The organism is Streptomyces sp. NPDC017993, from assembly GCF_044328065.1.
GTDB lineage: Bacteria > Actinomycetota > Actinomycetes > Streptomycetales > Streptomycetaceae > Streptomyces.
In genome coordinates, this window is the sequence record NZ_JBIRGO010000010.1 from 242,583 (window position 1) to 259,314 (window position 16,732).

At 71.4% G+C, this 16,732-nt stretch carries 15 protein-coding genes; 4 read left to right on the plus strand and 11 right to left on the minus strand.

The genetic code is table 11. The features are described 5' to 3' along the window. Window positions 1–8 precede the first annotated feature (8 nt). The 10 genes from gatA to gdhA all read right to left on the minus strand — a co-directional run bounded on the left by gatA (window position 9) and on the right by gdhA (window position 13,049). Window positions 9–1,502, minus strand: coding sequence for an Asp-tRNA(Asn)/Glu-tRNA(Gln) amidotransferase subunit GatA (gene gatA, locus ACH4FH_RS20550; RefSeq protein ID WP_398557295.1), 1,494 nt, complete (start codon window positions 1,500–1,502; stop codon window positions 9–11). A 5-nt stretch (window positions 1,503–1,507) separates the two neighbouring features. Continuing rightward, entirely contained in the window at window positions 1,508–1,804 is a 297-nt protein-coding gene (gene gatC / locus ACH4FH_RS20555; protein WP_398557296.1) for an Asp-tRNA(Asn)/Glu-tRNA(Gln) amidotransferase subunit GatC, read from the minus strand. Between the two features lie 809 nt (window positions 1,805–2,613). Then, on the minus strand, window positions 2,614–4,722 hold the full coding sequence (locus tag ACH4FH_RS20560; RefSeq protein ID WP_398557297.1) for a putative bifunctional diguanylate cyclase/phosphodiesterase: 2,109 nt from the start codon (window positions 4,720–4,722) through the stop codon (window positions 2,614–2,616). A gap of 156 nt (window positions 4,723–4,878) precedes the next feature. Then, on the minus strand, window positions 4,879–7,095 hold the full coding sequence (ligA, locus tag ACH4FH_RS20565; protein WP_398557298.1) for an NAD-dependent DNA ligase LigA: 2,217 nt from the start codon (window positions 7,093–7,095) through the stop codon (window positions 4,879–4,881). Between the two features lie 31 nt (window positions 7,096–7,126). Beyond that, window positions 7,127–8,083 (minus strand): methionine synthase, encoded by a 957-nt coding sequence (locus ACH4FH_RS20570; RefSeq protein WP_398557372.1) that lies wholly within the window; start codon window positions 8,081–8,083, stop codon window positions 7,127–7,129. A gap of 128 nt (window positions 8,084–8,211) precedes the next feature. Further along, a complete protein-coding gene (locus tag ACH4FH_RS20575) occupies window positions 8,212–9,630 on the minus strand; it encodes an MFS transporter (protein WP_398557299.1) in 1,419 nt (472 codons plus the stop codon). A 131-nt stretch (window positions 9,631–9,761) separates the two neighbouring features. After that, a complete protein-coding gene (locus ACH4FH_RS20580) occupies window positions 9,762–10,202 on the minus strand; it encodes a MarR family winged helix-turn-helix transcriptional regulator (RefSeq protein ID WP_398557300.1) in 441 nt (146 codons plus the stop codon). Between the two features lie 63 nt (window positions 10,203–10,265). Further along, window positions 10,266–10,955, minus strand: a complete 690-nt coding sequence (locus tag ACH4FH_RS20585) for an SDR family oxidoreductase (RefSeq protein WP_398557301.1) — start codon at window positions 10,953–10,955, stop codon at window positions 10,266–10,268. 65 nt (window positions 10,956–11,020) lie between these two features. Next, window positions 11,021–11,563 (minus strand): TIGR00730 family Rossman fold protein, encoded by a 543-nt coding sequence (locus tag ACH4FH_RS20590; RefSeq protein ID WP_398557302.1) that lies wholly within the window; start codon window positions 11,561–11,563, stop codon window positions 11,021–11,023. Between the two features lie 109 nt (window positions 11,564–11,672). Further along, window positions 11,673–13,049 (minus strand): NADP-specific glutamate dehydrogenase, encoded by a 1,377-nt coding sequence (gene gdhA / locus ACH4FH_RS20595; RefSeq protein WP_398557303.1) that lies wholly within the window; start codon window positions 13,047–13,049, stop codon window positions 11,673–11,675. A gap of 274 nt (window positions 13,050–13,323) precedes the next feature. Here gdhA and ACH4FH_RS20600 point away from each other — a divergent pair, with 274 nt between their 5' ends. Further along, window positions 13,324–13,986, plus strand: a complete 663-nt coding sequence (locus ACH4FH_RS20600; protein WP_398557304.1) for a hypothetical protein — start codon at window positions 13,324–13,326, stop codon at window positions 13,984–13,986. Window positions 13,987–14,119: 133 nt separating this feature from the next. Here ACH4FH_RS20600 and ACH4FH_RS20605 read toward each other — a convergent pair whose 3' ends face one another. Further along, entirely contained in the window at window positions 14,120–14,407 is a 288-nt protein-coding gene (locus ACH4FH_RS20605; RefSeq protein ID WP_398557305.1) for a hypothetical protein, read from the minus strand. An 87-nt stretch (window positions 14,408–14,494) separates the two neighbouring features. On the opposite strand from ACH4FH_RS20605, the gene ACH4FH_RS20610 reads away from it, so the two are divergent. From ACH4FH_RS20610 to ACH4FH_RS20620, 3 genes are all read left to right on the plus strand, one after another. Beyond that, window positions 14,495–15,310: a Scr1 family TA system antitoxin-like transcriptional regulator gene (locus ACH4FH_RS20610; protein WP_398557306.1), complete on the plus strand. Its 816-nt coding sequence runs from the start codon at window positions 14,495–14,497 to the stop codon at window positions 15,308–15,310. Then, a complete protein-coding gene (locus tag ACH4FH_RS20615) occupies window positions 15,307–15,561 on the plus strand; it encodes a DUF397 domain-containing protein (protein ID WP_398557307.1) in 255 nt (84 codons plus the stop codon). The genes ACH4FH_RS20610 and ACH4FH_RS20615 overlap by 4 nt, the downstream gene beginning before the upstream one ends. A 274-nt stretch (window positions 15,562–15,835) precedes the next feature. Then, entirely contained in the window at window positions 15,836–16,717 is an 882-nt protein-coding gene (locus tag ACH4FH_RS20620) for a hypothetical protein (protein WP_398557308.1), read from the plus strand. The last annotated feature ends 15 nt before the right edge of the window (window positions 16,718–16,732 follow it).

Sequence of the window (16,732 nt, forward strand, 5' to 3'; positions counted from 1 at the left end):
GTTCGCGCTCACAGTGAAGGTGCCTCCTCGAGCAGTGGGTGGCCCCACTTGGCGGTGAACGCGGCCTCGACCGCGGCACCGACCTTGTAGAGCCGGTCGTCGGCCATAGCAGGGGCGATGATCTGCAGACCCACCGGCAGCCCGTCCTCGGGTGCCAGTCCGCAGGGCAGCGACATGGCCGCGTTGCCTGCCAGGTTGGTGGGGATCGTGCACAGGTCCGCGAGGTACATCGCCATCGGGTCGTCGGCGCGCTCGCCGATCGGGAAGGCGGTGGTCGGCGTGGTCGGCGAGATGATCACGTCGACCTGCTCGAAGGCCTTCTCGAAGTCGCGGGTGATCAGCGTCCGCACCTTCTGGGCGGAGCCGTAGTACGCGTCGTAGTAGCCGGAGCTGAGCGCGTACGTGCCGAGGATGATGCGGCGCTTGACCTCGTCGCCGAAGCCGGCCTCACGGGTGAGGGCGGTGACGTCCTCGGCGGACTTCGTGCCGTCGTCGCCGACCCGCAGGCCGTAGCGCATGGCGTCGAAGCGGGCCAGGTTGGACGACGCCTCGGACGGCGCGATCAGGTAGTACGCGGCCAGCGCCAGGTCGAAGGACGGGCAGTCCAGCTCGACGATCTCGGCGCCCAGCTCCTTCATCAGCGCGACGGACTCGTCGAACCGCTGGAGCACACCGGCCTGGTAGCCCTCGCCACGGAACTGCTTGACCACACCGACGCGCATACCGCGGACCTCGCCGCTGCGGGCCGCCTCGACGACCGGCGGAACCGGCGCGTCGATGGAGGTGGAGTCCAGCACGTCGTGGCCGGCGATGACCTCGTGGAGCAGAGCCGCGTCCAGGACCGTACGGGCACAGGGCCCGCCCTGGTCGAGGGAGGACGAGAAGGCGACCATGCCGTAGCGGGAAACGCCGCCGTAGGTGGGCTTGACGCCGACCGTGCCGGTGACGGCTGCGGGCTGGCGGATGGAGCCGCCGGTGTCCGTGCCGATGGCGAGCGGGGCCTCGTACGAGGCGAGGGCGGCGGCTGAGCCGCCACCGGAGCCACCGGGGATGCGGGTGAGGTCCCAGGGGTTGCCGGTCGGGCCGAAGGCGCTGTTCTCGGTCGAGGACCCCATGGCGAACTCGTCCATGTTGGTCTTGCCGAGGATGACGACGTCGGCGGCCTTGAGCTTCTTGGTCAGCGTCGCGTCGTACGGGGGGATCCAGCCTTCGAGGATCTTCGAGCCGACGGTGGTGGGGACACCTTCCGTCGTGAAGATGTCCTTGAGCGCGAGCGGGACGCCGGCCAGCGGGCCGAGCTTCTCGCCGCGGGCCTTCTTCTCGTCCACGGCGCGGGCCTGGGCGAGCGCGCCCTCGCGGTCGATGTGCAGGAAGGCGTTCACCTTCTCGTCGACGGCCTCGATGCGCGCCAGGTGGGCCTCGGTCACCTCGACGGCGGTGACCGCGCCGGAAGCGATCTTGTCCGCGATCTCGGCGGCGGTGAGCTTGATCAGGTCAGCCATGTCGGTCACTCCTCCCCCAGGATCTGCGGCACCTTGAAACGCTGCTGCTCCTGGGCCGGGGCGCCGGAGAGCGCCTGCTCGGGGGCCAGCGACGGACGGACCTCGTCCGCGCGCATGACATTGGTCAGGGGCAGCGGGTGGGAGGTCGGCGGTACGTCTTGGTCGGCGACCTCTGAGACGCGGGCGACCGCGCCGATGATGTCGTCGAGCTGTCCGGCGAAGTGGTCGAGCTCTTCGGCCTTCAGCTCCAGACGTGCCAGCCGGGCGAGGTGGGCGACCTCCTCGCGCGTGATGCCAGGCATGCAGCGATCCTCTGGTGTTCTTGGCGGAGTGTTTCTATGGACTTTTTCGGCCCAATCCTATGGCGTCGGCGACAGCTCCCGCGAAACGCTTCCCAGCGGGCCGTCGCCGCGTCCCTGCCACGCTCCGTGAAGTAAGCCGCAGAAGCCCGCAGAAGACGCGCGGAGACGCGCCGAAGACGTGAGCGAGATGCAGAAAGGCTGCCGGCAGCCACGCCCGACCCCCGGCCCACGGCACCTCGCCCGGCCCTCCCGCCGCAGCTCCTGCCGCCCCTACGAGCCTTCGGTGGGCCGACGGGTCTCCGCGGGCGGCGTCTCGGCGGGCGACGGTCCGGCGGGGTGCGTCGGCTCGGTGCGGTCGGCGGGGTCCGCGGGGCCGTTCGGTTCGGTGGGCCCGGAGGTAGGCCCGGGTTCAGACGCGGCGGGTCCTGAGCCGGGCCCGGGAGACACGGGCTGGGGCGCGAGCTCGGGCGCGGCGGGTCCGGGCTCGGCCTCGGGCTCGGCCTCGGGCTCGGGCTCGGGCTCGGGCTCGGGCTCGGGCTCTGGCTCTGGCTCTGGCTCCGAAGGCTCCGGGGCAGGCTGCTCCTGCTCGGCCGGCCCGTCCGTGGGCTCCTCCGCCTCGGATTCGGTGCGCCCGTGCGGAGGCGGCTCGTGTCCGCTCGGCTCATGGGCGGGCGGCTGCGGGGTGCCGGGCTCCGTGGGCCCGTGAGGTGTGTCGTGGCCCTCCGGCGGGAGCCGGGGTACCGGGGGCGGGAGTGCCGGGGGCTGTGCGGGGGTGTCGGAGCGTGGACACGGGACGGCCGGTGGCCGGGTCAGTTCAGGACCTGTCCGGAAGGGCTCTCTGCTGCCTTCTCCGCCGCCAGGGCGGCCGTCTCCGACTCGCGGTGCCAGCCGTGCTCACCGCGGGCCCTCAGCCATGCCGTGGTCTCGTCCGGTGGCATCGCCGCGGCCACCAGCCAGCCCTGGACGGCGTCACAGCCGAGGTCGCGCAGTCGCTCCCAGGTCTCGTCGTCCTCGACGCCCTCCGCGACGACCACCAGGCCGAGTGAGTGCGCGAGGTCGAGGGTGCAGCGGACGATCTCGGCGTCCTCGTTGTCGACGGCCAGCCGCGCCACGAACGAGCGGTCGATCTTGAGTTCGCTGACCGGCAGGCGCCTGAGGTGGACGAGGGAGGAGTAGCCGGTGCCGAAGTCGTCGAGGGACATCTTCACGCCGTGGGCGGTCAGGCCGGCGAGGGTGTCGGCGGCCCGCTGCGGGTCCTCCAGGAGGACGTGCTCGGTTATCTCCAGCTGGAGCGAGCCGGGTGGGACCCGGTGCCGGGCGAGGCGGGCGGCGACCGCTCCGGCGAAGCCCGGGGAGTGCACGTCGCGGGGTGAGACATTGACCGCGACCGGCACGTCCAGGCCCATCGCACGCCACCGCGCCACCTGGGCGAGCGCGGTCTCCAGGACGTACTCGGTCAGCCGTGGCATCAGGCCGGAGGACTCGGCGATGGCGATGAATTCGTCCGGTGGCACTCTGCCGCGGTCCGGGTGCACCCAGCGGACCAGTGCCTCCAGGCCCGCGACATGGCCGTCGAAGCCGACCTTGGGCTGGTAGTGCAGCTCGACGTCGCCGGCGTCCAGGGCGCGGCGCAGGTCGCCCAACAGGCCGAGCCGGTCCGGGGTGTTGCCGTCGCGCTTGGCTTCGTAGAGCTCCACGCCGCTGCGATCGCGCTTGGCCTGATACATCGCCACATCGGCGCGGCGCAACAGCCCTTCCGCGTCGAGGGCGTGGTCGGGGAAGACCGCGACGCCGGCGCTGGCTTCGAGCACCAGGGTCAGGCCGTCGAGGTCCAGCGGGGATCCGAGGGCCGCGACGAGGTTGCGGGCCACCCGCTGGGAGCTGGTGAGGGAGTCGGTGGTCGGCAGCAGGACGGCGAACTCGTCGCCGCCGAGCCGGGCGGCCTCGGCGCCGCGCGGCAGGGCATGCCGCAGCCGGTCGGCGATCTGCAGCAGCAGGCGGTCACCGGCGAGGTGGCCGAGGGTGTCGTTGACGGAGCGGAAGCGGTCCAGGTCGATGAGGACCAATGCCGAGCGGGCGCCGACCCGTTCGGCCTCGTCGAGTGCGGTCCAGGTGCGCTCCAGCAGCCACTGGCGGTTGGGCAGGCCGGTGAGCGGGTCGCGCAACTGCTCCTCGGCGCGGGCCCTGGCGATCCACAGGGTGGAGTCCAGGGCGATGAGCGGGACGGCGAACAGGGGCAGCAGCAGCGGTGCGTGGACGGCGCAGATGGCGATCAGCGGGGAGATCCCGAGCAGCGCGACGCCGACGAGAGCCTGCCGGACCACGGCCGTTCGGGCGATGGTGGGCAGTCCGCCGGTGTGCGGGGTCAGGGTGAGCCACAACAGGCCCCGGCTGACGAGGAGATAGCCGCCGGCCGCGGTGACGACCTCCGGAAGCACCGACAGGTCCCAGGCGTCCGGCGTCCAGGGCTGCCGGACGCTGGAGACGACGCCGAACGCGGCCAGGCCGAGCGCCGCGGCGCCGAGACCGAGGACGTCGACGGCGCCGTGCACCACGGCCTGCCGCCAGCGGTGCCGGCGGGCGGCGCCGACGAGCACGACGACGGCGAGGCTGACCAGGACGGCGGGCAGCCAGCCGTAGAGGAGCAGGACGGCGAGGGCGAGCGCCGCGCCGGAGCCCGTGCCGCCCCACCAGCGATCGCGGCCGAGGGCGACGAGGTGCCCCACGATGACGCCGGTCAGGACCGCCAGCGACCAGCCGACGGAGCCTCCCGGGAAGAGCGCCTCACCCTCGCCGAGAGTCCGGACCACACCCGTGACGAGCGCGAGGCCCGCCACGGTGACGAGGGTCGCGGGCAGCGCGGGCACGACGAGCCGGCGCAGCCGCGACGCCGGAGCGGCGCTGTCGGTCGGTTTCATTCCGATCCCTCTCACAGCCGGCTGTGCCCGCGCCACGGCAGGCGCACATCCCAACAGTAGGCCGCGGAAGGCCGCCGCGGGCAGCGATCGGCAGTGGTTGCCCGAATGCGACCCGGCCTCCCGGATCAATCTGATATGCGCCGATGGGCTGACTCCTCACTCCTCCTCAGGCGGAGTGACAGCTACCGCTCGTGCTGCGTCGGGGCCCTGCTCCAGCAGCACGGCGAAGCCGTCATCATCCAGCACTGGGACCTTCAACTGCATGGCTTTGTCGTACTTGGAACCGGGGTTGTCTCCGACCACCACGAAACCGGTCTTCTTCGAAACGGATCCGGTCACCTTCGCTCCGAGACTCTGGAGGGCCTCTTTCGCGCCATCTCTGGTGTGTGACTGAAGTGTGCCCGTTACGACGACGGTGACGCCTTCGAGGGGGCGTGGGCCTTCGTCACCCGAATGCTCCTCCTCCATCCGGACGCCCGCGGCCCGCCAGCTTTCGATGATTTGCTGGTGCCACTCCTCCGCGAACCACTGCTTCAGCGAGGCGGCGATGGTCGCTCCGACGCCGTCGACGGCGGCCAACTCCTCCTCGCTCGCGTCCCGGATGCGGTCCAGCGAGCGGAACTCGCGGGCCAGCGCCTCCGCCGCCACCGGGCCCACATGCCGGATCGAGAGCCCGGTGATGATCCGGGCCAGCGGACGCTCCTTGGCAGCCTGGATGTTCTCCAGCATGGCGAGGGCGTTCTTCTTCGGCTCGCCCTTCTGGTTGGCAAAGAAGGTGACGACCTTCTCCTCGCCGGTCTTCGGGTCGCGCTTGGGCAGGCCGGAGTCCGGGTCCAGGACATAGGACTTGATGGGCAGCAGCTGTTCGATGGAGAGGCTGAAGAGGTCGCCTTCGTCCTTCAGCGGCGGCTCGGCCGGCTCCAGCGGCTGGCTGAGAGCGGTGGCCGCCACATAGCCGAAGTTCTCGATGTCCAGGCACTTGCGGCCGGCCAGGTAGAACAGCCGCTCACGGATCTGGGCGGGGCAGGACCGGGCGTTGGGGCACCGCAGGTCGATATCGCCTTCCTTGGCGGGCTGCAGGGCCGTCCCGCACTCGGGGCACTCGGCCGGCATGACGAACTCCCGCTCGGTGCCGTCCCGCAGGTCGACCACCGGGCCGAGGATCTCGGGGATGACGTCGCCGGCCTTGCGCAGCACGACGGTGTCCCCGATGAAGACGCCCTTGGCCTTGACCACGTCCTGGTTGTGCAGGGTCGCGAACTCCACCTCGGAGCCCGCGACCGTCACCGGCTCGACCACCGCGTACGGCGTGACCCGTCCGGTGCGGCCGACGCCGACGCGGATGTCCACCAGCTTGGTGTTGACCTCCTCCGGCGGGTACTTCCAGGCGATCGCCCAGCGCGGCGCCCGCGAGGTCGAGCCCAGCCGCCCCTGGAGCCGGATTTCGTCGAGCTTGACGACCACGCCGTCGATCTCGTGCTCGACGGCATTGCGGCGGGTGTCGGCGTCGCCGTAGTGGGCGATGAACTCGCGTACCGCTTCGAGGGAGTCGACCACCCTGTTGTGGGCGGCGGTGGGCAGGCCCCACTCGCGCAGCAGGTCGTAGCCCTGCGACTGGCGGTCGATGTCGAGACCTTCGCGGGCTCCGGTGCCGTGCACGACCATGTGCAGCGGGCGGCCGGCGGTGACCTTGGGGTCCTTCTGACGGAGCGAACCGGCCGCGGCGTTGCGCGGGTTGGCGAACGGCGGCTTGCCCTCGGCCACCAGGCGTTCGTTGAGTTCGAGGAACTTCTCCATCGGGAAGTAGACCTCCCCGCGGACCTCGACCAGCTCCGGGACCCGGTCGCCTTCGAGGCGGTGCGGGATCTCGGCGATGGTGCGGACGTTGGGGGTGATGTCCTCGCCGGTGCGGCCGTCGCCCCGGGTGGCGGCGCGGGTCAGCCGGCCGTGCTCGTAGGTGAGGTTGACCGCGAGGCCGTCGACCTTCAGCTCGCACAGGAAGTGGTACCCGGCGCTCTTCGGGTCGCCGCCCAGCTCCCCCGCCAGCCGCTCGGCCCAGGCGGCCAACTCGTCGTTGTCGAAGGCGTTGTCGAGGGAGAGCATCCGTTCGCGGTGCGCGACCTCGGTGAACTCCGTGGCGTACGCCCCGGAGACCTTCTGGGTGGGCGAGTCCGGGGTGCGCAGCTCCGGGTATTCGGCCTCCACGGCCTCCAGGGAGCGCAGCAGCTTGTCGAACTCCGCGTCGCTGACGACCGGGGCGTCCTTCACGTAGTAACGGAAGCGATGCTCCTCGATCTGCTCAGCGAGCTGCGCGTGCTTCTCCCGCGCCGCTGCGGGCACCTCGGATACCGCTGCGTGCTGTTCGCCAGCCACCGTCTTGTCCTCCCGTGGTCCTTGAGTGCCGTCACTCAGGGTTGTCTGCGAGCGATCTCGCCGCCCGGACGCAGTGGGCGAGGGCCGAGCGGGCATATCCGGGCGAAGCGCCCGCCAGTCCGCACGACGGGGTGACGACCACGGACTCCGCGAGGGTGCCCGGTGCCAGCCCCAGCCTGCGCCACAGCGTCCTGACACCCATGACGCTACCGGCAGGGTCTGACAATCGACTGTCCACGCCGGGCACCACGCCCGCGAACAGCGCCGTACCGCCCTCGACGGCCTCGCCGATCGCCTCTTCCTCACGCTCGGTGAGCAGGGAGAAATCGAACGAGATGCCCGCGGCGCCGGCCCGCCGCAGCAGCCCGAACGGCACCTCGGGGGCGCACGAGTGGACGACCACGGGCCCGCCGTCCGCCGCGCCGATGAGGTCGCGCAGGGCGCCCTCGACCACCACCCGGTCCACGGCCCGGTGGGTGCGATAGCCGCTCGCGGACCGCACCCGCCCCTGGAGCACCGCCGTCAGCGACGGCTCGTCAAGTTGCAGTACGACCTGGGCGCCCGGCACCCGCCGCCGAACGTCCGCGAGGTGTCCGCGCAGCCCCTCCGTCAGGGACTCCGCGAGGTAGCGGCAGGCGCCGGGGTCGCTGAGCGCCGCCTCGCCGTTGCGCAGTTCCAGCGCGGTCGCCAGCGTCCACGGGCCGACGGCCGAGACCTTCAGCAGCCCTTCGTAGCCCTGGGTGAACTCCTCCAGGGCGTCGAGGTCTTCGCCGAGCCACGATCCGGAGCGCCGGGTGTCGCGCCCCGGGCGGTCGCTGATCCGCCAGCCGCTGGGCTCGACATGGGCGTAGACCTCGACGAGCATGCCGATGGTCCGGCCGATCATGTCGGCGCCGGGGCCCCGGGCCGGCAGTTCCGGCAGGTAGGGGAAGGTCTCCACGGACCCGGTGACGGTTTTCGCCGCTTCGCGCGCGTCACCGCCCGGCATCGATCCGATGCCGGTCGCCGCGCCCGCGGCCCACTCGTACGTGCTGTTCTCGCTCACCCGGGAAGGGTATGCGGCGGGGTGGGAGGGATGCGGAAGGTGGGGGGTGCGGGAAGGACCGGGCGGGGCCGTCAGGCGCGGGTGCGGATGCCCAGCAGGGCGATAGCCGCCGCGGCGGCCAGGGCAGCGGCCGTCAGCAGGAAGGCGATGCCTGCGCCCTGGTACCCGCCGCCCGCCGCGGTGAGCACCGCGCCCATCCCGGCGATGCCGACCAGGGAGCCGACCTGCCGGTTGGCGTTCAGGGTGGCGCTGCCGATGTCGGCGTGCTCACGGCCCGCGGCCTCCATCAGGACGCCGGTCATCGCCGGGGAGCTGACGCCGCCGCCGATGTTGGCGACGGCGAGGACCACCGCGATCGCCCAGTAGGGCAGGCCGGGCGTGAGGAGCGCGACGAGCACGGCGTAACCGGCGGCGGAGAGGCCGAGGGAGGCGGTGAGCGCGGTGCGGTTGCCGAGGCGTGGCCCGATGCGGGCGTAGAGCATGTTGCCGAACGGGAGGACCAGGACCGCGGGCAGCATCTGCAGTCCGGCGGCCACCGGGGTCGCACCGCGCGCGGTCTGGAGGAAGAGCCCGAGGACGAACAGCGTCCCGTAGAAGGCGAAGTTGAAGAGGAAGCCCACGAGGTTGGCCGCGGCGAAGCTGCTGTCCGCGAAGAGCGAGACCGGCAGGATCGGGTGCCGGGCGGACCGTTCCCGTAGCGCGAATCCGGCGCCCGCGAGCACGGTGACCGCGAAGGCGCCCAGCACCCACGGGTCGGACCAGCCGTTGTCCGGCCCCTCGATGAGTCCGTAGCTGAGCGAGCCCAGGGTGAGCAGGCCCAGGAGGTGGCCGGTGCCACCGAGCGCGGAGGCGCGCGCCGGTACGGCCGCGATGAACCGGCGGGTGAGGAGCAGGCCGGCGATGCCGATGGGGAGGTTGACGAGGAAGATGCTGCGCCAGCCGAGGGTGCCGACCAGCAGTCCGCCGATGGTCGGCGCGAGGCCCACGGACGTGGAGACGATCGCGGACCAGACCCCGAGGATCCTGGCGCGGCGGGCCGGCTCGGGGAACGCGTGCATCAGCAGGGAGAGCGAGCTGGGCATGAAGAGCGCTGCGCCCGCCCCTTGGGCGACGCGGGCCGCCACCAGGACGGCGCCGTCGGGGGCCGCGGCGCCCAGGAGGGAGGCGGTGGTGAAGACGACGAGGCCGAGGAGGTAGATCCGGCGGGCCCCGAACCGTTTGGCGAGGGAGCCGGCGAGCAGCAGGAGCGAGGCGAAGGCGAGGACGTAGCCGTCGACGACCCAGGTGAGGCCCGACATGGTGAGGCCGAGCCGGGCACGCAGGTCGTCGGCGGCGACGTTCATGATGCCGGTGTCCAGGCTCGCCATCACGAAGCCGAGCGCCAGCACGAGGAGTTGGGCTCCGCCGCGTCGCTGCGTGCGGGGCCGCCGGGCTGCCCGGCCGCGCCGTCCGTTCGCCGGCGCGTGCGGCACCGCGCTGTCAGTGATCATGAGATTTAGTTAAAGCTGTAGCCATCTCCGGAGGCAATAGTTACAGCTATAACTTTACGGAACGCAGACGAAAGCGCCGGACCCCGGAGAGAACTCCGGGGCCCGGTCGGGTCATCGGTGGGCGACGGGCGTCAGTCCGCCCGCCCCAGCGCCTTCAGCAGGTCGTCGCGGAGAACGGACCGCTCCGCGTCCGACAGGTGGTCGAGCGGCGACTCGGCACCCATCCGTCGCAGCAGGTCGAGCCGCAACTCCCGCCCCGCCTCGGTCAGTACGAGCTGCTTGGCGCGCCCGTCCAGGGGGTGCGGCTGCCGCACGACCATGCCCTGCTTCTCCAGCTTGGAGATGACGTAGGTGACGTTCGGCGGCTCGCAGCACAACGCCGCGGCCAGCTCCCGCGCCGTCCGGGGCTCCCCGAGTTCCTCCAGCGCCTTGGCCTGCGTCGGCGTGAGGTCGAGTTCGGCGATCCGGCCACGCTGATGGGCGTCGAGCCGACGGCTCAGCTCGGTGACGAGCCCCCGGATCTCCCGGAACCCGCACCCCGCCGCCGCGGTCGACTTCGCTTCAGTGCTCACCCGTGCAGCGTACGTCGCCGCGCCGGGAAACCACCGGGCCGCGGGTGCGGCCCGCCCCGGGGCTCAGCGGCCCGGCCGCACCGACACGTCGTTGATCTCCGCGTCCCGCGGCAGGTCGATGGCCGCGAGGACCGTCGAGGCGACGGACTCCGGGTCGATCCAGCGCGACGGGTCGTACTCCTTGCCCTCCTGCTGGTGGGTGCTCTCCTGCATGGGCGTGGCGGTGCGCCCCGGGTAGACCGAGGTCACGCGGACGCCGTTGCCGTGCTCCTCCGCCCGCAGCGAGTCGGCCAGCGCCTTCAGCCCGTGCTTGCTCGCGGCGTACGCGCCCCACTGCGCGTGGGCGTGCAGCCCGGCGCCGGAGTTGACGAAGACGACGTGCCCCTGGGCGAGCCTCACCATCGGCAGCAGCAGCCGGGTGATCTCGGCGGGTGCGACGAGGTTGGCCGCGAGCTGGCGCTGCCACGCCTTGGCGGGCAGGTCGCCGACGGCACCGAGTTCGATCACTCCGGCGATGTGCTGGATGGAGTCGAGCCGGTCCGGCAGCGGCTGCTGGCCGAAGGCCCAGGACAGCTTCTCCGGGGTGGCCAGGTCACCCACGAGCGTCCGGGCGCCGGGGAACTGCGCGGCCAGCTCCTTGGCCCGCACCGCGTTCCGCGCCAGCAGCCACAGCTCCTCGCCGCGCTCCGCCAGCCGCCGTGCGACCGCCGCTCCGATGCCCGACCCTGCGCCCGTGATCAAGTGCGTACCCATACGGCCGATCCTAACGAGGCGTGCGGAGCGGCGGGGGTGCCCCCGGGGCGGGCGGCCGCGGCGGCTCAGCCCTGTACGCCCGCCTTCTCCTCCAGGTAGGCCAGGGCGCCGACGCCGTCCTCCGCGAAGAAGACGAGATCGGTGAGCGGGATCGGCAGGAAGCCCTCCGCATCCATCCGCAGGAACTGCTGCTTCAACCCGTCGTAGAAACCGGCCGCGTTCAGCAGCACGACCGGCTTGGTGTGCAGCCCGTGCTTGCGCAGCTCCAGGATCTCGGTGGCCTCGTCGAGCGTGCCCGTGCCGCCGACCATGACGACGACGGCGTCGGCGCGGGCCAGCAGCTGCGCCTTCCGCTCGGCGAGGTCCTTGGTGACGATCATCTCGTCCGCGCCCACGTACGCCTTGTGCGCGAGGAACTCCACGGAGACGCCGACCAGCTTCCCGCCCGCCACGCGCACACCGTCGGCCATCACCTTCATCAGGCCGGTGTCCGAGCCGCCCCAGACCAGCGTGTGGCCGCCCTTGCCGAGCAGCGTGGCGAACTCGCGGGCGGGGGTGACGTAGCGGTCGTCGAGGTCGGCGGCGGAGCAGAAGACGCAGATGTTCATATGCCGAACCCTACGAGCCGCGCGGGGGCCGCGGTACGGGCTCCTCGCCGGCGCCCCTCGCCTGGGCCGACGCGGGGGCCCGGCCCGGGACGCCGGGCCGGGCACCTGTCTAGATCAGGCCCTGGTCCAGCATCGCGTCCGCCACCCGCTCGAAGCCGGCGATGTTCGCGCCCGCCACGTAGTCGCCGGGCAGCCCGAACCGCTCGGCGGTCTCGTAGCAAGTGTCGTGGATGGTGCGCATGATCGTCGCGAGTTCACCCTCGGTCCGTTCGAGGGCCCAGGACTCCCGCGCGGAGTTCTGCCGCATCTCCAGCGCGCTGGTGGCGACGCCGCCCGCGTTGGCGGCCTTGCCCGGCCCGAAGGCCACGCCGGCCTCCTTCAGGAGCGTCACCGCCTCCGGGGTGGTGGGCATGTTGGCGCCTTCGGAGACCGCCTTGACGCCGTTGCGGAGCAGGACCCGGGCCGCGTCCGCGTCCAGCTCGTTCTGGGTGGCCGAGGGCAGCGCCACCTCGCACGGCACGTCCCACACCCGCCCGCCGGGCACGTACGTGGCCGACACCCCTCGGCGCTCGGCGTAGTCGCTGATCCGGCCGCGCTCGACCTCCTTGATCTGCTTCAGCAGGTCGAGGTCGATGCCCTTCTCGTCGACGACGTAGCCGCCCGAGTCCGAACACGTCAGGACATTGCCGCCGAGTGCCTGGACCTTCTCGATCGTGTAGATGGCGACATTGCCGGAGCCGGAGACGACGACCTGCTGGCCGTCCAGCTCCTCGCCGCGCCGCTTGAGCATCTCCTCGGTGAAGAGCACATTGCCGTAACCGGTGGCCTGTGTACGGCCCGTGGAACCGCCCCAGGCCAGGCCCTTGCCGGTCAGCACGCCGGCCTCCCAGCGGTTGGTGATCCGCCGGTACTGCCCGAAGAGATAGCCGATCTCGCGGCCCCCGACGCCGATGTCCCCCGCGGGGACGTCGGTGTGCTCGCCGAGGTGCCGGTGCAGTTCGGTCATGAACGACTGGCAGAACCGCATGACCTCGGAGTCCGACCGGCCGTGCGGGTCGAAGTCGCTGCCGCCCTTGCCGCCGCCGATGTTCAGGCCGGTGAGGGAGTTCTTGAAGATCTGCTCGAAGCCGAGGAACTTCACGATCCCGAGGTTCACGGACGCGTGGAAGCGCAGACCGCCCTTGTACGGGCCGAGCGCGCTGTTGAATTCCACCCGGAAGCCGCGGTTGACGTGCACGGCTCCGGAATCGTCCTGCCAGGGCACCCGGAACATGATCTGCCGCTCCGGCTCGCAGAGCCGCTCGAGGATCTTGGCCTCGGCGAACTCCGGGCGGGCGGTCAGCACGGGGGCCAGGGTCTCCAGGACCTCCAGAGCGGCCTGGTGGAATTCCGGCTCGCCGGGGTTCCGTCGTACCAGCTCCGCGTGCAGGGAGGACGGCCCGGTGGACACCGTGCGGCGGCCGGTCTCAGCTTGAACAGTCGACATTGACTTGCGTTCCCTTCGTGGCCCTACGAAAGGCCGCCCGCGGCCCGGATTGCCGAGGCATCCGGCGCGACGGCCCTCTGACGTCTGGTCGCTGGGCCGACCATACTTGCCGGTCCTTGAGCCACGAACGAGGGCAGGCACCCCTACCGAATGGCATGTTCATGCGGTGACAAGATGGGCCGTTCCTGCAATCGATCATGTAAAGGGCACGCCCACCGTGAGCCAACAGCCCCCGCAATCACCCCCGTACGGCCCGCCGCAGCCACCGACCGGCATGCCGCTTCACGGCGGCGCCCCGCAGCCGCCTGCTCCCTCCGGGCCCCGCGGTCGGACCGGAATCATCGTTGCGGTCGTCGCCGCTGTGGTGCTCATCACCGGTGGCATCGCGGCGTGGTGGTTGCTCGGCTCCGAGGAGTCACCACGCGACGACGCCGCGGCGCACGGCCTGAGCGCACCGAAAGTGGTGAAATCGGCCGCCACGGAGCTGCTCTACGACAAGAACGCCACGGAGCAGCTGTACCCGGTGGCGAAGCAGGACGCGTCGAAGTACCCGGAGTTCAAGGGCCTGACGCAGGTCGACTCGGTCTACGTACCTAAGGACGCGCCCGACGGGCGGCTGGCGGTGCACACCGCGGCGGGCCCGGTGTCCGACCCCGCCCGGCGAATCGAGGCGGCCTTCGCGCCCAACCGGATGGCCACCGAGCCGAAGACCTTCCGCCTGCCGTCCGGCGGCGCGCGGGACGGCCTGCTGCGCTGCGGCGTCGCCGCCGGGGACGGCGACTACCTGCCCCTGTGCGTGTGGGCCGACAACAGTTCGGTCGGTGAGGTGCTGCTGTTGGGTGAGGCGCCCAACTCTTTGAAGAAGGTCGACCTGGACGCGTACGCGCAGCGGGCCGGCGACCTCTACCGCGCCATGCGGGGCGGCTCGGCGGGTTGAGCGGGCGCAGCCGGCGGGGCGGCAGTTGGGCGCGGCAGTGACCGGCACTGACCGCCCTGGCCAGGGCGTTTCCCGTGGAAGGAGGGGTGGTGGCCGGACCACCGCCCCCCGCTCCGGCCCCAGCGGCCGGCGGTCAGTGCCGTGCGACCCGTAACGCGTCGCTCAGCGCTTCCGCCAACCGCCGTGACAGAAAGCGGAATTCGCGGTCCGGGACCTTCGGGTCGGCGTGCAGGGCGCGCGCGTGCCGCAGCAGTTCCTCGCCGATGTCGAGCTGCATCTCCTCGATGCTGTCGGCAAGATCGGACACCGGGCCGCCGTCACCGTCGGTGATCAGAAAACAGGGGCGGTCGTCCGGGGTACTCCAGGGCAGCAGCCTCATCTGCGGCGCGGAAAGTTCGGATCGTGGTGGTTCATTCGTCATGCGGACAAGCCTTCCGGTCCGCGTCTAGCCTGGCCACAGATCAGCGCCTACTGTGCGCTACCACTCCGCAACTGTGCGAGGTGTGCGATGCCCCATAACGACGAACCGCCCGTGAGCCTCCGGATCTTCGGCAAGCAGTCCCGGTACTTACGCGAGCAACGCGGCATGACCCGCCGCGAACTGAGCGCGCTCGTCCCGTACTCCGAGTCCCTGATCGCGATGGTCGAACGCGGCGAACGACCGCCCAAGCCCGGCTACGTCGACGCGATCGACGCGGCCGTGGGCGCCGACGGCCTGCTGCGCGTCCTGATCCCCGACGTGGCCGAGAAGCATCACCCGGTGTGGGCCGAGGAGTACGTCAAACTCCAGGCGGAGGCGCTGGCGTTGCACGCGTACTCCACCCACTTCCTGCACGGGTTGTTGCAGACGGAGGAGTATGCGCGGGCGGTGTTCCGTTCGCGACGGCCAAGCCTCGACGACGAGGAGATCGACAAGGTCGTGCAGGCCCGCCTCGCCACGCAGCAGCTCCAGACACGCAAGCCCGCGTGCCGGATGACCTTCGTGCTGGAGGAGTCCGTACTTCTGCGAAAGATTGGCGGAAGGAACGTATGGCAAGGCGAGTTGCATCACCTGATCAAGCTGGGCGAGCTGCACAACGTTCAGATCCAAGTCATGCCGCTCTCCCGGGAGACGCACGCTGGCGTGGACGGTCCGATGACGCTGCTGGAAACACCGGACCACCACACGATCGGCTACGTGGAAGGCCAACAGGGCAGTTATTTCCTGACAGAACCCGATGACGTAAGCGTGCTGAGCCACCGGTACGGGACAATCCGATCTCAGGCCCTCGACGCCGAGGCGTCGCGAGCCCTCATTCAGCGTCTGCTGTCAGGAGAGGCATGAGCACCGAACTGGCTTGGTTCAAGAGCAGTTACAGCGGCGGCGATGGCGAAGCCTGCGTCGAAGTCGCCGTCGCCTGGAGGAAGTCCAGCTACAGCGGCAGCGAGGGCGAAGCCTGCGTCGAGGTGGCTGCCTGCCCCGGCACCGTCCACGTCCGCGACTCCAAGGACATCTCATTGCCCTCGATCGCGGTCAGCCCCGCCTCCTGGGCATCCTTCGTCGCATACGCGCAGGTCGCACCGGACGCCGTCTGACGGGACACCGGTGGGGCGGCACCAGGTTCCGCCCCACCGTCCGCCGGTGAGCCGGACGGCCAACCAAAGAACCCGGGCAGAGAACCCCACCCACCTACCGTCGCTCCAACCACTCACCCCATCGGGTGAGTTGGGCACGGGAGCGTCCGGAATGCGGTTACGCTCGCCCCAGATCAACGCCTGACACAGCACCACAACCGCACACAGAACGGCCCCCGGCGGGACGGCAATCCCGGTCCGAGGGCCTGATCACAAGGAAGCGAAACCCTTCCCCATGACTTCAGCGCAGTCTAACGCGCCCTCGTCCGTGCCCTCGCGCACTTCCGGCGGCGTCACCCACATCCGTACGCGCCAGACCTCTCACTTCACCGTCCTCGCCAACCGCCTTGCGCAGCGCGCCGGTAGCGCGGTCACGGTCGGCGTCGCCGCGTACATCCTGTCGCTCCCCGACGGCGCACCGATCACCATCGAGGCGCTCTGTACGCACTTCGCCGAGGGCAAGATCACCATCGCCGAGGCTTTACGCGAGCTGGAGGACGAGGGCTGGCTGGAGCGACGCGTCGAACGCGGCCCGCGCGGCCGGATCATCACCCGCACCTTCGCCTACGACCTCCCGGGGCAGTCAGGACGGCCAGGAGTGCCGGGCCTGCCCAGCTCGCCGGAGGAGCGTGCCGTGGCCATCGTCGAGGAGCCGCCCGACCCCGCTCCGGCACCCGGGCCGTCCCCCGAGCCGCCCCGCCAACCTTCCGGGGAAGCCGCCCCCTCCCCCGTCGCCCCGGAAGTCGACCGCGAGGCCGTGGACCTCCTGGCCCGACTCCCCCATCGCGACCGCCGTCTGCTGCTCTCGGAGCGCGAGATCGCCGCGCTGGCCCCGGCCGTCACGGACTGGCTCGCTCGCGGCGTACCCGCCGAAGAGATCACGGCCGCCCTCACGCAGGGCCTCCCGGCGCGGCTCACCCGCCGCCCGGCCCGCCTGCTGGCCCACCGCCTGGTGGCCCTGCGTCCGCCGGCACGCACCAGCCCGCCCCCGGGTTCCGCTCGCCCACCCGTCGTCCCCCTCCAGAACTGCGACGGCTGCGACCGCGCCTTCCGCGCCACCCACCCGGGGTATTGCCTGGACTGCCGTGACTCTTCGGAGGTGCACTGTGCCGCCTGAGGCAACGGGGGCGGA

What these genes read in the sequence shown, in the direction of transcription:
- ACH4FH_RS20600 (WP_398557304.1), top strand. Translation starts at nt 13,324, where the DNA reads ATGCCGCTTCACGGCGGCGCCCCGCAGCCGCCTGCTCCCTCCGGGCCC.
- ACH4FH_RS20570 (WP_398557372.1), bottom strand. Translation starts at nt 8,083, where the DNA reads ATGCCGGGCGGTGACGCGCGCGAAGCGGCGAAAACCGTCACCGGGTCC.
- ACH4FH_RS20610 (WP_398557306.1), top strand. Translation starts at nt 14,495, where the DNA reads ATGCCCCATAACGACGAACCGCCCGTGAGCCTCCGGATCTTCGGCAAG.
- gatA (WP_398557295.1), bottom strand. Translation starts at nt 1,502, where the DNA reads ATGGCTGACCTGATCAAGCTCACCGCCGCCGAGATCGCGGACAAGATC.
- ACH4FH_RS20605 (WP_398557305.1), bottom strand. Translation starts at nt 14,407, where the DNA reads ATGACGAATGAACCACCACGATCCGAACTTTCCGCGCCGCAGATGAGG.
- ACH4FH_RS20590 (WP_398557302.1), bottom strand. Translation starts at nt 11,563, where the DNA reads ATGAACATCTGCGTCTTCTGCTCCGCCGCCGACCTCGACGACCGCTAC.
- ACH4FH_RS20560 (WP_398557297.1), bottom strand. Translation starts at nt 4,722, where the DNA reads ATGAAACCGACCGACAGCGCCGCTCCGGCGTCGCGGCTGCGCCGGCTC.
- ACH4FH_RS20575 (WP_398557299.1), bottom strand. Translation starts at nt 9,630, where the DNA reads ATGATCACTGACAGCGCGGTGCCGCACGCGCCGGCGAACGGACGGCGC.
- ACH4FH_RS20620 (WP_398557308.1), top strand. Translation starts at nt 15,836, where the DNA reads ATGACTTCAGCGCAGTCTAACGCGCCCTCGTCCGTGCCCTCGCGCACT.
- ACH4FH_RS20585 (WP_398557301.1), bottom strand. Translation starts at nt 10,955, where the DNA reads ATGGGTACGCACTTGATCACGGGCGCAGGGTCGGGCATCGGAGCGGCG.
- ACH4FH_RS20615 (WP_398557307.1), top strand. Translation starts at nt 15,307, where the DNA reads ATGAGCACCGAACTGGCTTGGTTCAAGAGCAGTTACAGCGGCGGCGAT.
- gdhA (WP_398557303.1), bottom strand. Translation starts at nt 13,049, where the DNA reads ATGTCGACTGTTCAAGCTGAGACCGGCCGCCGCACGGTGTCCACCGGG.
- gatC (WP_398557296.1), bottom strand. Translation starts at nt 1,804, where the DNA reads ATGCCTGGCATCACGCGCGAGGAGGTCGCCCACCTCGCCCGGCTGGCA.